This is a genomic window from Solibacillus daqui (assembly GCF_028747805.1).
Taxonomy (GTDB): domain Bacteria; phylum Bacillota; class Bacilli; order Bacillales_A; family Planococcaceae; genus Solibacillus; species Solibacillus daqui.
On record NZ_CP114887.1, the window covers coordinates 2,656,177 to 2,669,531 of the forward strand.

The 13,355-nt window shown below is 35.3% G+C and carries 19 protein-coding genes and 1 pseudogene; 3 read left to right on the forward strand and 17 right to left on the reverse strand.

What is annotated here, in order from left to right; all coding sequences use genetic code 11:
• Positions 1-48: 48 nt before the first annotated feature.
• The 10 genes from O7776_RS12980 to O7776_RS13025 form a co-directional block, all read right to left on the reverse strand.
• Positions 49-327, reverse strand: a complete 279-nt coding sequence (locus O7776_RS12980; RefSeq protein ID WP_274307466.1) for a hypothetical protein — start codon at positions 325-327, stop codon at positions 49-51.
• 87 nt (positions 328-414) lie between these two features.
• Entirely contained in the window at positions 415-864 is a 450-nt protein-coding gene (locus O7776_RS12985; protein ID WP_274307467.1) for a DUF2269 family protein, read from the reverse strand.
• Positions 865-1,086: 222 nt separating this feature from the next.
• A complete protein-coding gene (locus tag O7776_RS12990) occupies positions 1,087-1,323 on the reverse strand; it encodes a hypothetical protein (RefSeq protein WP_274307468.1) in 237 nt (78 codons plus the stop codon).
• Between the two features lie 127 nt (positions 1,324-1,450).
• Positions 1,451-1,963, reverse strand: coding sequence for a DinB family protein (locus tag O7776_RS12995; protein ID WP_274307469.1), 513 nt, complete (start codon positions 1,961-1,963; stop codon positions 1,451-1,453).
• Positions 1,964-2,305: 342 nt separating this feature from the next.
• On the reverse strand, positions 2,306-2,446 hold the full coding sequence (locus O7776_RS13000) for a YjcZ family sporulation protein (RefSeq protein ID WP_241369468.1): 141 nt from the start codon (positions 2,444-2,446) through the stop codon (positions 2,306-2,308).
• Between the two features lie 202 nt (positions 2,447-2,648).
• On the reverse strand, positions 2,649-3,068 hold the full coding sequence (locus O7776_RS13005) for a hypothetical protein (RefSeq protein WP_274307470.1): 420 nt from the start codon (positions 3,066-3,068) through the stop codon (positions 2,649-2,651).
• Between the two features lie 83 nt (positions 3,069-3,151).
• Positions 3,152-3,925: a hypothetical protein gene (locus O7776_RS13010; RefSeq protein WP_274307471.1), complete on the reverse strand. Its 774-nt coding sequence runs from the start codon at positions 3,923-3,925 to the stop codon at positions 3,152-3,154.
• Positions 3,922-4,119 (reverse strand): XtrA/YqaO family protein, encoded by a 198-nt coding sequence (locus O7776_RS13015; RefSeq protein ID WP_274307472.1) that lies wholly within the window; start codon positions 4,117-4,119, stop codon positions 3,922-3,924. The genes O7776_RS13010 and O7776_RS13015 overlap by 4 nt, the downstream gene beginning before the upstream one ends.
• A 128-nt stretch (positions 4,120-4,247) precedes the next feature.
• Complete coding sequence (locus O7776_RS20285) at positions 4,248-5,078, reverse strand: XtrA/YqaO family protein (RefSeq protein ID WP_337999445.1); 831 nt, start codon at positions 5,076-5,078, stop codon at positions 4,248-4,250.
• 87 nt (positions 5,079-5,165) lie between these two features.
• Entirely contained in the window at positions 5,166-5,645 is a 480-nt protein-coding gene (locus O7776_RS13025; protein ID WP_274307473.1) for a hypothetical protein, read from the reverse strand.
• 45 nt (positions 5,646-5,690) lie between these two features.
• On the opposite strand from O7776_RS13025, the pseudogene O7776_RS20380 reads away from it, so the two are divergent.
• Positions 5,691-5,909: pseudogene (locus O7776_RS20380) on the forward strand (tyrosine-type recombinase/integrase); the annotation flags it as partial.
• 51 nt (positions 5,910-5,960) lie between these two features.
• Positions 5,961-6,590: a site-specific integrase gene (locus tag O7776_RS13035; protein WP_274310504.1), complete on the forward strand. Its 630-nt coding sequence runs from the start codon at positions 5,961-5,963 to the stop codon at positions 6,588-6,590.
• A gap of 95 nt (positions 6,591-6,685) precedes the next feature.
• On the opposite strand, the gene glnA is transcribed toward O7776_RS13035, so the two are convergent.
• The 3 genes from glnA to O7776_RS13050 form a co-directional block, all read right to left on the reverse strand.
• Positions 6,686-8,020 (reverse strand): type I glutamate--ammonia ligase, encoded by a 1,335-nt coding sequence (gene glnA, locus O7776_RS13040; RefSeq protein WP_274307474.1) that lies wholly within the window; start codon positions 8,018-8,020, stop codon positions 6,686-6,688.
• 69 nt (positions 8,021-8,089) lie between these two features.
• The gene (locus O7776_RS13045) at positions 8,090-8,470 is read right to left on the reverse strand and encodes a MerR family transcriptional regulator (RefSeq protein WP_241369185.1); all 381 of its coding nucleotides are present in this window, start codon (positions 8,468-8,470) and stop codon (positions 8,090-8,092) included.
• Between the two features lie 171 nt (positions 8,471-8,641).
• Complete coding sequence (locus O7776_RS13050; RefSeq protein ID WP_274307475.1) at positions 8,642-9,889, reverse strand: methionine gamma-lyase family protein; 1,248 nt, start codon at positions 9,887-9,889, stop codon at positions 8,642-8,644.
• A gap of 117 nt (positions 9,890-10,006) precedes the next feature.
• Here O7776_RS13050 and O7776_RS13055 point away from each other — a divergent pair, with 117 nt between their 5' ends.
• The gene (locus O7776_RS13055) at positions 10,007-10,615 is read left to right on the forward strand and encodes a trimeric intracellular cation channel family protein (protein WP_274307476.1); all 609 of its coding nucleotides are present in this window, start codon (positions 10,007-10,009) and stop codon (positions 10,613-10,615) included.
• A gap of 230 nt (positions 10,616-10,845) precedes the next feature.
• Here the strand turns inward: O7776_RS13055 and O7776_RS13060 are convergent, their stop codons facing one another.
• From O7776_RS13060 to O7776_RS13075, 4 genes are all read right to left on the reverse strand, one after another.
• On the reverse strand, positions 10,846-11,148 hold the full coding sequence (locus tag O7776_RS13060; RefSeq protein ID WP_274307477.1) for a rhodanese-like domain-containing protein: 303 nt from the start codon (positions 11,146-11,148) through the stop codon (positions 10,846-10,848).
• A gap of 81 nt (positions 11,149-11,229) precedes the next feature.
• On the reverse strand, positions 11,230-11,457 hold the full coding sequence (hfq, locus tag O7776_RS13065) for an RNA chaperone Hfq (protein WP_241369189.1): 228 nt from the start codon (positions 11,455-11,457) through the stop codon (positions 11,230-11,232).
• Between the two features lie 85 nt (positions 11,458-11,542).
• Complete coding sequence (gene miaA / locus O7776_RS13070; RefSeq protein ID WP_274307478.1) at positions 11,543-12,442, reverse strand: tRNA (adenosine(37)-N6)-dimethylallyltransferase MiaA; 900 nt, start codon at positions 12,440-12,442, stop codon at positions 11,543-11,545.
• The gene (locus O7776_RS13075) at positions 12,435-13,349 is read right to left on the reverse strand and encodes an alpha/beta hydrolase (RefSeq protein WP_274307479.1); all 915 of its coding nucleotides are present in this window, start codon (positions 13,347-13,349) and stop codon (positions 12,435-12,437) included. The genes miaA and O7776_RS13075 overlap by 8 nt, the downstream gene beginning before the upstream one ends.
• Between the last annotated feature and the right edge of the window lie 6 nt (positions 13,350-13,355).

The following is a 13,355-nucleotide window of genomic DNA, read 5'->3' on the forward strand; positions in this document are numbered from 1 at the left end:
GTTAGTTTAATAACCATTTATTGTGAATTGATATACTCGCTACTTTATTCATATTACTTTTTTAATTACTCGAACTAAATATTTCGCAGCAAAGTATGATAAAGGAATACCTAAAATCAAGACAAGATAGCTCATAAAATGACTATTAAAAAAGTATTTATTTGACAAGTAAGCAGCTAGTTTAAAGTATTGAAGAAAAAGTATTATTACTAATGCTACAAAGCCTGCTTCTCTCATCATTAATCTATTTTCGTTAACCTTTCCCTTGCCATTCCAATTTCCTTCCATAACCAAATCCACCCCTTTTCCATTTGATTCTTCTTGCACTAACCTGCTCCGTTAGTTCAATAAAGTAAAAAAGAGCTGCATTATGCAACTCAACGATCTTCAAGTAAAGCCCCCGTTAGTGAAATTTTAAAAAGGTTTGGCAACCATTAAATACAGAATAAGAATTGGGATTATCGTTGATATTGTTCCAATAACATCCCAAGTTCTAGAGACTTTTTTATAATCAATTTTATTGAATTCTTCTCCACTATACTTAATCATTTTTCTTTGCAGAGGTAACAAAAGAGTAATCCATATCACTCCTGTAATTGTAAATAAAGCTAAGGAAACTGTTAACCAGTTTATTTCATCAAGAGAATACTTACTTTTTATTGCTAATAATAATCCTGAAATTAGTAAAGTGATAATGCTGGGTAAAGTAAACACATAATCAGCAACCATAATATTCTTTGCTGTTTTGTTGATATGTGTTTCATCTCCAGAAAATTCCGCCTTTAGTTTCCAAAAAGCAGCCGTGATAATATTACCAACAAAAATAATTGCCGAAATAATATGTAATAGCACTAAAAAAACCATTTTTATCTTCTCCCCTTTCTCCATACACTAACACATCATATATTCGTTTTTTACTTTCCAACTATATTTCTACATTTCCCATTTCGACAGGAACTAAAATAGTCCTCTAATAGTTCTACTTAAATTAAATTGCTGCTTTAGTTCAATAATAAAAAAAGAGCTGCATATGCAACTCAATGATCTTCAAGTAAAGCCCCCGTTAGTTGAATAAGAGTTGAAGTTTTACTCTCCTTTTTTCTTTTCCTTTGCTAGAGTAAAGTATATTCCTAGAATAACAATGATAATTAAAAAGACATAGGTTACCAAAGGTAAATCATCTGACCACGATAATGTAAGACCCCCTGTTTTCATATGTACAGCTGCTTCTGAAATAGAAACAGATAATTGATTTAACGCATCTAGAATTAGATAAGTCACTATAGCTTGAACGATAAAAAATATTCCTACTAAACGCTTCATCCTCTTACCTCCCTGTTAGTTCAATAATTCTCAAGTAAAGCCCCCGTTACTTTAAGTATATTATTTTACAAAGTTAAAATTTCTTTTTCCCTTTTACTTAAACATGACTCTATTGAAAATCATAAGTTTAGTTCCTCACATCTAAAAGTAATTTTATCTCTTTTATTTGTTCTGTGTGTCGTTGTTCATGTAAATATATCTGTTCAATCCATTGGTCAAGTGGTAATTCACCTAAGGAAGGATGCTTAAATGATTTTTCCGTCAATATCGATTTATCCTCTATTGTATTGAGGAAAGTAAAAAATTTTTTTCTCGAATCATTTAACAAATCAATAATTGACTGAACTTCAAATGGTTCTACATCTGGTTCAACGATTTCGGGAGCTTTAAACTTTTTCGTTCGATCCAACATAAGATGAATGTTTTTACGTTCTTTTTGAGTATTGTCAACCTTTTTTAACCCCCATGCAATAGCCTTTATTGTGGCCTGTTCCACTAAAACTAAGTGATGACAAACTTGTGCTATACTCCACATATTCATACCAGGTCTACCATTAAATTGATTATAACTTAATGAAGTAATCTCCTTTACTAAGTTATTTCTCGTTTCATACAGATTGTCATTTACTAAATTACTCATGAAATTCTCCCTTCAACAGAAAATAAATATCTAAGTTCCTATTCTGTATATATTCTCCACGATGAAAGATATTCTTTGAGTATTATGTTAGTATCTTGCTTTCGCTAATATTTCCAACTTATTCGTTACTTCAATAAAAAAACATCTTCACGTATTGTAGAAACGCCCCCGTTAGTTGAAGAAGGGACTTTTCATTGATATAAACATATAGAATATGCATATGAGTAAAGAAACTATAAAAAGGATCACTAAAGGGGGAAAGTGATCCTAATCCAAAAAAACATTAGAGTGATACCAAGCTATTAATAATTGACTATCGTACCCAGCGCTTACTACCTTTTGTTAATAATTGCCATGCATGAAAGTAGCACCAACAATAATTAGAAGTATGAAAAGGACGACAATTAGAACGAATGTTGAACCATTGTTCTTGCTATAACTGTTGTATCCTCCATAGCAATTACCATATCCTGAGTAGTCCATATTGTCGCCATCTTCTTTTCCTTATCGCTTAATCCATGCCGTAATATTTCACCTTGAATTGTGCGCATAATACTTGCCCCTTCATGTTAAATTGGAATGTTCCAGTCACTTACTTTGTTGTAAAATAAATAAAAAAAGAGGACAACAAATGACGGCAGCTAATACTGCTATCAATCGTTGTCCTCCAGTTTGCTGGTAGAACTTAATATTCATCTAAATATAGTTTAATCAATCCTTTAAGCCGAGTAAATTTCTCTATCTTGTCAATTGTGACAACCAAGTATTTTTTTAAAATCCTATATAACCAAAACAAAATAAATGCAAATCCTATTAAATCAAAGGAATTTTGTATAAGTTCAAAATCCCCTTCAAACTTCATTGAAATTACACTTACAATTATTTGAGAAATCTTTGGTATGGCAGCTAAAAAAATTGACAATATAATTGCTAAAAAAGTATAATATAAAGCTTCAAGTTTTTCTTTTTCAATTTTAGCATATACTGTATTACTCATAATTTTTAAACCTTTTTTATCTTTAAAACTAATTTGACTATTTTCGGTTCTTAACTCTAATTTAAGTGTTAATGATTCAATTTCATGTTCAATATATTCACTGTTCAATTATTTTTCTCCTATTCTGAATTCTAGTAAACAGTACAACAAATAAGGGTAGCGTATTGTTGTAATCCAAATGTCTGGTGAAACTATATTCCCCACTCTTTTTCATGTAATACAAATTTGGATAATACTTTATCAACTAACAAAATAAACTCCATTACATCAGAAACCTTAATGCCAATCACAGTAATCCCTGTCACAGTTGTGTCTCTAACTGGTGATAAGTTAAGTTTATTGATAGCCTTTTTTAATTTATTATTTTTATTAGTAATCTTCCCATCTTCATGCATAACAACGTTTCTAACTGTATTCCATAAAAGTATGTTTTTCCAATCATCATCTTGATTTAACGATATATTTGTCACCTTTTGGATATATTTTTTTGACCTTACTATACCAGCACCACTTAAATCTAAATAATTGTAACCGGGGTCAAAAACCTTCTCATAAATAATGCATAATTGATTTAATACGTCCTCCAATAGTGCGTAAGTTTTCAGAAAAACACCATTACATACAGCTAATTCCTGTACATCGAATCTTTCATAAAATAAAATTTGTTGTGTAAGATGTCTAGATTGCACCATTTCTTTATCTTCAAGTTCCATATCTTTATCATCAATTAGATTTTGTTGAACTTCTGATATTCGTTTCTGAAAATCCCCTTCTTCTTTTCGAAATAAATCCTGTAGTCTGTAACATAAATTCAAGTAATAGAGTAACCTAGTATTAACATTTTGCCCTAAATGCATGAGATTCATTATAATATCTTTTTTACTCCCCTCAGAATATGAGTCACTTATTCTAATAGTTACTACACTTGTTTCCATTGAAAAATTATGTTCATACTTTACTGTCAATACTCCTCATCCTCGTCCCATCTAATTCTTTTCACCTGCCCTTGATGTGTGACGATATTGGTTTCGGCTAATGCGGGAAGCTCGGCGACTTTAGCTTTACCTTGCGACAATATAATCACACAACTGTAAGGCAATTCCATTATATCAGTAATTAGTCTCCCATCGGCATTTATTTTTAGTTCTTGCGTTCTCATCCAAAAGCTCTTTTATGCCAGATTGGAATGAAACTGCCACTGACTTTGCAGTAAAATAAAAAAGGACAACAAAAGACGGCAGCTAATACTGCTATCAATCGTTGTCCTCCAGATGGCTGGTAGAACTCTTATTCATACTTAAATTTATCTAAAATAGCAATAGTATATGAAATACCTACAATTACAATCACCCAGACAAATTGCTTGACTGATTCATTGTATATGTTAATGTCTAAAAATGCGCCTATAGCAGTAGGTATTAATGCAAACCAAAATACTAGAATTGAAAAGTAATCTTTCACCTTAATATTTGTTTCTGAAAGTATGTTACCTTTAAAGAGTCTAATTAAATTTCTATTTAATATTCTCCTTATAACTTTTAATATATATATACTTAGAATAAGCGTTAGTAATGCTATTACTATTAGTTGAATTAAAAAAGGTATATCACGACTAATATATACATTATATTCACTTAACTTGGCTACTAGTATTTCCTCAAATTTATAAATTTTATTATGGAATATTAAATACACATTCAGTAGCACATTACTTATTACTCCGGTTGTAACCAATATTATTGCAAGTGTTAGTAGAGCTAGGTTTTTAATTTTTCTGTCTTCGCTTAATTTATCAAAAATATCAATCAGCTCCTCCTCAAATAATATTATTATAAAAAATAAAATTAATATACATTTTAAAAAAAATGGTTCTACAATGAAAAATAAAGCTAGTGAAATTGCCATAAAGTTTATTCTCAATTTAAACTCCTCACCCTCGTCCCATCTAATTCGTTTCACCTGCCCTTGATGTGTGACGATTTTGGTTTCGGCAAAAGCAGGAAGCTCGGCGACTTTGGCTTTACCCTTTGACAAAACAATCACACAGCTATCAGGTAATTCCATTATATCAACCAAAAGCTTCCCATCAACGTTTATTTCCAATTCTTGCATTCTCATTTGAACACCCCTCTGATATAATAGTATCGAACAGATTCAAAGGGTCGTTCCGAATCCAAGCTACGGTTACCTCCGTAGCTTTTTTTATTAAAACAAGCATAGTTGTTCATTCATTATTTCAACTGGTGCAGGAACTATTGAAAATTCTTGTACTGCCTCAAAATCACCAAGACGCAGTGAACTAGGAAAAATAATAAGGTCCTCCTTCCAATCAACCAAACCTAACGTTTGATGCACCGAGCATCTTTCTTTTGAAACGCAGCCAATATATTGCTCCAGCGCTTTATCCTTATAAATTGCCACTAAATTATGTGAAGCCTCAAAACCGTATACTATGAACTTCTTTTTCGTAGCTGCTATTTCATACATATACTCATAGGCTTCAACTTGCTTTCTTAATTGAGGAACTTCTGCAAAACGAGATAAACTGTAGCAACCTGTGTGAGCATTTTCATTCGGAAATTTACTAATATACGCAAAGCTATTGTTCACTGGAAAAGCATAATATTGAGCACCTACTGACAAAACAGAAACATTCGTAGCATCAATGCATTCAACGACAAGCATTAGATCACCTCGGTTCACTTTAAATAATTTCTCAAAGATAAACTTAAACCAAATACTTATAAAACCTATCGCAACGCTATTGAAGACCACGCTATGCCTGTTTTCGGTCATCAATACTTAAAGGACATTACCCCGATTGCTTATCAAAAATTCATCGACGGCATTATCGAAAGTGGTTTAGCTAAGTCTACCGCGCGTCGTATTCACAATGCGCTCAATCAGTGCATGAAGCGAGCCGTATTAAGTGGCTATATTAAACGCAATCCTTGTGAAAATGTTGTTATTAAGAAGCTAGAAGTTAAAAAGCTGAAATTCATTGAGCCTTCACTTATTCCGCAGTTACTTGAGTACATTTATCGTAGAAATTACACGTATGGTCTCTTTTTTGAAACACTTTTTGAAAGTGGCATGCGTAAAGGTGAATGCGCTGGGCTTCGTTTAGATGATATTAATTGGCGTGAAAATAAGCTAATCGTAGATGAAACACTCGAATTTCAGCCAGATAACAATGCTGAATTATTAGGCAGTACTAAAAACTATAGCTCTACGCGTGAAATTACTATGCGTGAAAGTTACATGCGCAAGCTCAAAACCTACGTAAAATATCGTACAGAGCAAAAAATGCTTGTAGGTGAACTTTATCATCATGAGTTAAATCTAATGTTTGCTAGAGATGATGGTACTCCCCTTCCAAAAGCAACATTGTGGAACGTGTTTAAATCCGCTATGGATCATATTGGACATGAACCTCTCCCTATTCACTCAACAAGGCATACGCACGTTGCTATGCTTATTGAAGCGAACTGGGATATGAAATCTATTGCAGATCGTTTAGGACATAGTTCACCTGTAACAACATTGAATACTTATGCACATATTTCGAATAAAGTTGCAGAAAAAAGTATGGGTAGTTTCGAAAAATACATGGAAAAATTGGGGCAATAAAAAGTTTGTGGGCAATTTGTGGGCAAACCAAAATTGGCTTGTGGGCAAGAAAAAGCAAAAAAGCGTTGGAGCCAGTCGCCCCAACGCTTTATCTATTAATACATTTTCATATATTGGTCGCGTTCCCATTGGTGTACTGTTGAACGGTACATCTCGAACTCGATTTCTTTTGCCTCTTTAAAGTTCGCATAAATGTGTCCACCCAAAGCGCGTTGAACAACTTCATCTTTAGCAAGTAGGCCAAGTGCATCGTCTAATGCTGCTGGTAAGTTATCGATACCATTAGCTTGACGTTCCTCTTCGCTCATTACATAAATGTTACGGTTGATTGCTGGTGGTGGCGTTAACGATTGACGAATCCCCTCTAAACCAGCTTCTAAAATTACAGCCATCGCTAAATATGGGTTAGCAGATGGATCCACAGAACGTACTTCTACACGTGTAGATATACCACGAGAAGATGGGATACGAATTAGTGGCGAACGGTTTTGTGCAGACCAAGCTACGTAACATGGTGCTTCATAACCTGGTACTAAACGTTTGTAAGAGTTTACAGTTGGGTTTGTAATCGCTGTAAAGCCTTGTACGTGCTTTAACACACCAGCCATGAATTGCATAGCTGTTTCTGATAAGCCAAGCGTAGTTGATTCATCATAGAATGAATTTTCTTTTCCTTTAAATAACGATACGTTAAAGTGCATTCCTGATCCTGCTTCGCCAAATAATGGCTTTGGCATGAATGTAGCGTGTAAACCGTGCTTACGAGCAATTGTTTTTACTACTAATTTAAATGTTTGGATGTTGTCACAAGCTGTGATAGCATCTGCATATTTAAAGTCAATTTCGTGTTGTCCTGGTGCCACTTCATGGTGAGAAGCTTCAATTTCAAAGCCCATTTCTTCAAGCTCTAATACGATATCACGACGGCAGTTTTCACCTAAGTCTGTAGGTGCTAAGTCGAAGTATCCACCGTTGTCATTTACTTCTAACGTTGGTTCACCTTTTGCATCTAATTTGAATAAGAAGAATTCAGGCTCTGGTCCTAAGTTGAAATTAGTGAAGCCCATTTCTTCCATTTCTTTTAACACACGCTTTAAGTTGTTACGTGGGTCACCAGCAAATGGCGTACCATTAGGATTGTAAATATCACAAATAAAACGTGCTACTTTACCTTTTTCTGCTGTCCATGGGAAAATCATAAACGAATCATAATCAGGATATAAGTACATGTCAGATTCTTCGATACGTACAAAGCCCTCAATTGAAGAACCATCAAACATCATTTTATTGTCTAATGCTTTATCTAATTGGCTTACTGGAATTTCTACGTTTTTAATTGTTCCTAAGATGTCCGTGAACTGTAAACGAATAAATTTTACTTCTTCTTCTTGTACGAGACGTTTAATATCTTCTTTTGTGTACTTACCCACTAAATTCCACACTCCTAAAATTGTTCAGTACTAATTTTTTTGCTTTTATAGCCTTATATAATTTACACGTTATTGATAAAAACGTGATAAATCCCCTTGTCGGATAGATGATTTTTGCATACGCTGTGCTTGACGCATTTCTTCACGTAATATTTTTCGTAATTCTGTATCCGAGATATCTTTGTTCGCTTGCTGTAGTGCAGGGTTATTTTTCATCGCAAATAGTTTTTTAATACCTGCCATATTGACACCTTGCTCTAGCATATCTTTGATTTCCAATAATTTATCGACATCATTCAGTGAGAACATACGTCGATTTCCCTCTGTACGGTGTGGCTGAATTAAATCATGTTCTTCATAATATCGAATTTGGCGTGCCGTAAGATCTGTTAGTTGCATTACGATGCTAATAGATAATAGTGGCATTGAACGTCGAATTTCGCTACTCATTTAATCCACCTCCCTTACACATATCATAATCCTTTGTAACATCCTTTGTCAATCTTATGTTAGAAAAACTAACACAAGATATATAAACTAGCAATTTTCGTTCTGAAAGTAGAGAATTATCTAAAAAACAATTAAAAAAGCCGTCCGAACTTCGAACGACTTTACAAATTATTATTTCAATTTTTGTACGGCTGCACAAATTGCATATTTCACATGCTCATATGTTAAGCCACCTTGTATAAAGGCTGTATAGGGCGGACGAATAGGACCATCTGCCGTCAATTCAATACTGGACCCTTGAACAAACGTACCTGCCGCCATAATTACATCATCCTCATAACCCGGCATATAAGCTGGCTCTGGTGCAAAGTGAGCGTTAATTGGTGAAGCTGCTTGAATTTCACGACAAAAAGCGACCATTTGCTCTGCCGTTTGGAATGACACCGATTGAATTAAATCCGTACGCGTTTCAGTGAAATGCGGCGATGTTGACATACCAACTTCCTCTAACATAGCTGATGTGAAAATTGCACCTTTTAAGCTTTGCGCGACGATGTGTGGTGCCATAAAAAAGCCCTGATAAAAGTCTGCCAATGTATTTAATGATGCCCCCGCCTCTGCACCAATTCCTGGCGATGTCATACGGTATGCACATTTTTCTACTAAATCCGCACGCCCTGCAATATAGCCACCGATTTTCGCAAAGCCACCACCTGGGTTTTTAATTAACGATCCTGCCATTAAATCCGCGCCTACTTCAGTTGGCTCTAATTCCTCTACGAACTCACCATAACAATTATCCACAAAGATAACTGCCTGTGGTGCGATTTCCCGTATTTGCTTTACCATATCTGCAATTGCTGCAATTGTAAACGAAGGACGTGTTGCATAGCCTTTTGAACGCTGAATCGCAATCATTTTTGTATTTTCTGTTACTTGTGCTTTAACGCCGTCCCAATCAATGTCTTTATTATCAATTAAATCAACATGACTATAACCAATCTTATAATCTTTTAATGAACCCGTATCTTTGTCTCCACCATCAACAATTGACTGTAATGTATCATACGGTTTTCCTGTGATGTATAATAGCTCGTCACCAGGACGTAGCACCCCAAATAAACTTAACGTAATAGCATGCGTACCTGAAATTATTTGTTGACGCACTATCGCTGCCTCTGCACCGAAAACTTCCGCATATACACGCTCTAGATTATCCCGACCTTCATCATCATATCCGTAGCCCGTTGAAGGATGTAGGTGAAAATCACTTACTTGATGATTTCGAAATGCAGCTAATACTTTTTGTTGGTTAAAAAAAGCGCGGTCATCTACCGCTGTATGATATTGACGAACCTTTTCTTCGACAAGCGTTGCAAGTTCGATTGTTTCGTTCGTTAAAATTGATTGAAATGCCATGATTCTAACTCCATTCTTTTTTCAAACTCCTCCCATTATACATCAAAATTTTTCTTTTTGACGAATGATTGAAAAACTGCTATTCTCATTGTTTAGTAACATTAAGGGGGAAGAAAGTTGGCTTGGGATGTGTTTAGCGTTATTGGCACTATTGCCTTTGCTATTTCCGGTGCGATTGTCGCAATGGAAGAGGAATATGATTTATTTGGCGTATATATTTTAGGGATTGTGACCGCTTTCGGTGGTGGTGCAATTCGAAATTTACTTATTGGTTTACCAGTCTCAACATTGTGGAGCCAGGAAATGATGTTTCAAATTGCGTTAGCAGCGATTACGATTTTCTTTTTAATGCCTCATCATTTAATAAAACATTGGAATCGTTGGGGAAATTTAACTGATGCCATTGGGTTGTCGGCATTTGCAATACAAGGTGCCATGCATGCGGTTCATTTAGAATTACCACTTGCTGCAACCATTGTTGCTGCGGTATTAACGGGTGCTGGCGGCGGTATTGTACGTGATTTACTCGCTGGAAGACGTCCGATTGTTTTACGCCATGAAATATACGGTGTATGGGCTGCATGTGCCGGACTGTTAATTGGACTTGAAATTTTTAAAGGCGATTTCTTTTTATATAGCTTATTTATAGTCATTACAGTTTTACGTATTTTCTCCTATACACGTAGTTGGAGCTTACCTATACGCAAACTGCAATATTCGAAGTAACGATAAAAGCACTGTCCAAAAGGTGATTACTATTTGGACAGTGCTTCTTTCATGTATTAATTATCCGCTTTAGGCCGCTTTTCGCGGTGGCTAAAAATAATAAAAATGGTTTGCTAAAAACGTCGCTTCCTGTGGCAACGCATTCATAACCAGCATCGTGCTGACCTCAATCCTCTGCGCAAAGGGTCTGTCCCAGAAATACTTCTCGGACAGACCCTTTTTTGCATTCATTATTTAAATTCTAATTCGCCGTCGTATGCCATCATACCGCCTTCAAGGTTTGTCACATCGAAACCTTGAGAAGCTAAGTATTCGCAAGCATTTGCACTGCGTACGCCGCCTTTACATACTAAAATATATGGTTTTGAAGCGTCTAACTCACCTGTGTGCTCTGGAATTGATCCTAGTGGAATATGTACAGCACCTGGAATCATCCCTTGCTCTACTTCAAAATCTTCGCGAACGTCAATAACATTTAAATCTTCGTTTGCATCTAATAGGTTTAATAACTCATCCGTTGTCATTGTTTTCATAATTAATCCTCCAATACGTGCTAGCGTCTTAGTTATTATAATCAATCCCACTGCAATGCGCTATTAAATTTCCTGAATTATTTATTCATCTTCTGATAATGCAATATTTTTTGAAGGAACGAAAGTTGAAATTGCATGCTTATAAATAAGCTGTTGCTTTCCCTCTGTTTCTAATAAGACGGTAAAGTTGTCATAGGATTTTACTTGGCCCTTTAATTGAAAACCATTTAATAAAAAAACTGTAACAAAAATATTATTTTTACGTATATTGTTTAAAAATGTATCTTGTAAATTTATCGATTTTGTCATCGTTTTTTCTCCTCATCTCTATAATGTATGCAATAATTACCTATTCGTTATTAGTATAAAGTATTCCTGCGAAATTTAGAATAATTTACAATATTTTTTTAATTTCATTATAATCTTTACCAATCCATTTGATTTCCATTTTATTGCGGAAATATGTTAATTGGCGTTTGGCATAACGACGTGAGTTTTGTTTAACTTGTTCAATCGCTTCTTCTAATGTCACATTCCCATCAAAATACGCGTAAAATTCTTTATAGCCAATCGCTTTAATTGCTTGCACGTCGCGAATTCCTGCATCATAAAGCGCACGAACTTCATCTAGTAAACCTGCATCCATCATTAAATCAACACGTAAATTAATGCGCTCATATAATTTTTCACGGTCCATATCCATACCGATAATCAAATGGTTGTAGAGCGCTACATCGCCTCGATTGAATTGTTCCGCTGCACGCGATACCCCTGCAAGCTCCGCCATTTCTAATGCACGAATGACACGGCGCGTATTATTCGGATGGATTTCTGCCGCCGCTGCAGGGTCGATTTGTGTTAATTTTTCATGCATTTCTTCTGGTCCAAGTAGTTCAAGCTCTTTATAGTATGCTTCACGCGCTTCTTCATTTACTTCTTGTTTCGCAAATTGGAAGTCATACAATACCGATTGTACATAAAGCCCTGTTCCACCTACTAAAATTGGCATTTTCCCACGCGACTGAATTTCCTCGATTTTTTCACGTACTAATAATTGATATTCCGCTACCGAAAAACTTTCTGTCGGTTCTTTAATATCAAGTAGATGATGCGGCACACCATCCATTTCTTCAGGAGTAATTTTCGCCGTACCGATATTCATATGACGGTAAATTTGCATGGAATCTCCATTAATGATTTCTCCATCAAATTCCTTTGCAAGACGAATACTTAACGCTGTTTTGCCAGATGCGGTTGGACCAATAATGGCCACTACATCAATTTTTTTATTCATGTTCTAACCACCGTATAATACTTTCATAAACTTTTTCTTTTCCAATTTCATTTAAAATTTCATGGCGCATACCTTCAAACAGTTGAACCTTCACATGTTCAACACCAGCATCTACTAATTGTTTCCCTACCTTTAGTACACCTTTCGCTTGTTTTTCACCTACCGGGTCATGCGTTCCACTAACTAGTAATATTTTCAAATTAGGACGAATACTCACATTGCCAGAATGATTGTCAAGCGTTGCCATCGCACCTGTTAAATCGGCATAAAATTGATTCGTTGATACAAAGCCACAAAAAGGGTCGTTGATATACTTTTGCACTTCAGTATGGTCAGACGTTAGCCAATCAAATTCAGTTTTTGGATTTGGCACTTGTGCATTAAAGGTACCAAAGCTTAATTGATTCATTAATTTACTTGGTTCTGCCGGTCCCTTTAAATGTACAAGTTGACTTGCAAGTACATGACCGGCTTTATGCATGAGAGACGATGAGCCTGTTCCACTTAAAATAAGACGCTCTATTTCCACGCTATACTTTTGTGTGAAACGACGCGCGATAAATGAGCCCATACTATGCCCAAATAAAATGGGCTTGCCTAGATCCTGTAATTTAAGCTGTTCTAAAATTTCCCGTACGTCTTCTACTACCCTTTCAAATCCATTTTCCAAATCAAAATAACCAAGTATACCATTATTCGCAGCGGTGTAACCATGTCCACGATGATCATGTGTCGTGACATAGTATCCTTGCGCACATAGCACTTCCGCAAACGGCTCATAGCGTTCACTATGCTCAGCCATCCCATGTAAAATATGGATATGCTTTTTCGGATGTTGCGGTTTAAATGTTCGTACAAAAATATCGTAACCATCTGACATTGTTACATAAAATGTATTTTTCTCCATACCATC

Excerpts from the sequence above, each read along its gene's own strand:
- O7776_RS20285 (WP_337999445.1), bottom strand. The coding sequence starts at position 5,078 with ATGAGAATGCAAGAATTGGAAATAAACGTTGATGGGAAGCTTTTGGTT.
- O7776_RS13075 (WP_274307479.1), bottom strand. The coding sequence starts at position 13,349 with ATGGAGAAAAATACATTTTATGTAACAATGTCAGATGGTTACGATATT.
- miaA (WP_274307478.1), bottom strand. The coding sequence starts at position 12,442 with ATGAATAAAAAAATTGATGTAGTGGCCATTATTGGTCCAACCGCATCT.
- O7776_RS13045 (WP_241369185.1), bottom strand. The coding sequence starts at position 8,470 with ATGAGTAGCGAAATTCGACGTTCAATGCCACTATTATCTATTAGCATC.
- hfq (WP_241369189.1), bottom strand. The coding sequence starts at position 11,457 with ATGACAAAATCGATAAATTTACAAGATACATTTTTAAACAATATACGT.
- O7776_RS12985 (WP_274307467.1), bottom strand. The coding sequence starts at position 864 with ATGGTTTTTTTAGTGCTATTACATATTATTTCGGCAATTATTTTTGTT.
- O7776_RS13015 (WP_274307472.1), bottom strand. The coding sequence starts at position 4,119 with ATGAGAACGCAAGAACTAAAAATAAATGCCGATGGGAGACTAATTACT.
- O7776_RS13025 (WP_274307473.1), bottom strand. The coding sequence starts at position 5,645 with ATGCTTGTCGTTGAATGCATTGATGCTACGAATGTTTCTGTTTTGTCA.
- O7776_RS13050 (WP_274307475.1), bottom strand. The coding sequence starts at position 9,889 with ATGGCATTTCAATCAATTTTAACGAACGAAACAATCGAACTTGCAACG.
- O7776_RS13000 (WP_241369468.1), bottom strand. The coding sequence starts at position 2,446 with ATGGACTACTCAGGATATGGTAATTGCTATGGAGGATACAACAGTTAT.
- O7776_RS12995 (WP_274307469.1), bottom strand. The coding sequence starts at position 1,963 with ATGAGTAATTTAGTAAATGACAATCTGTATGAAACGAGAAATAACTTA.
- O7776_RS13060 (WP_274307477.1), bottom strand. The coding sequence starts at position 11,148 with ATGAAAACAATGACAACGGATGAGTTATTAAACCTATTAGATGCAAAC.
- O7776_RS12990 (WP_274307468.1), bottom strand. The coding sequence starts at position 1,323 with ATGAAGCGTTTAGTAGGAATATTTTTTATCGTTCAAGCTATAGTGACT.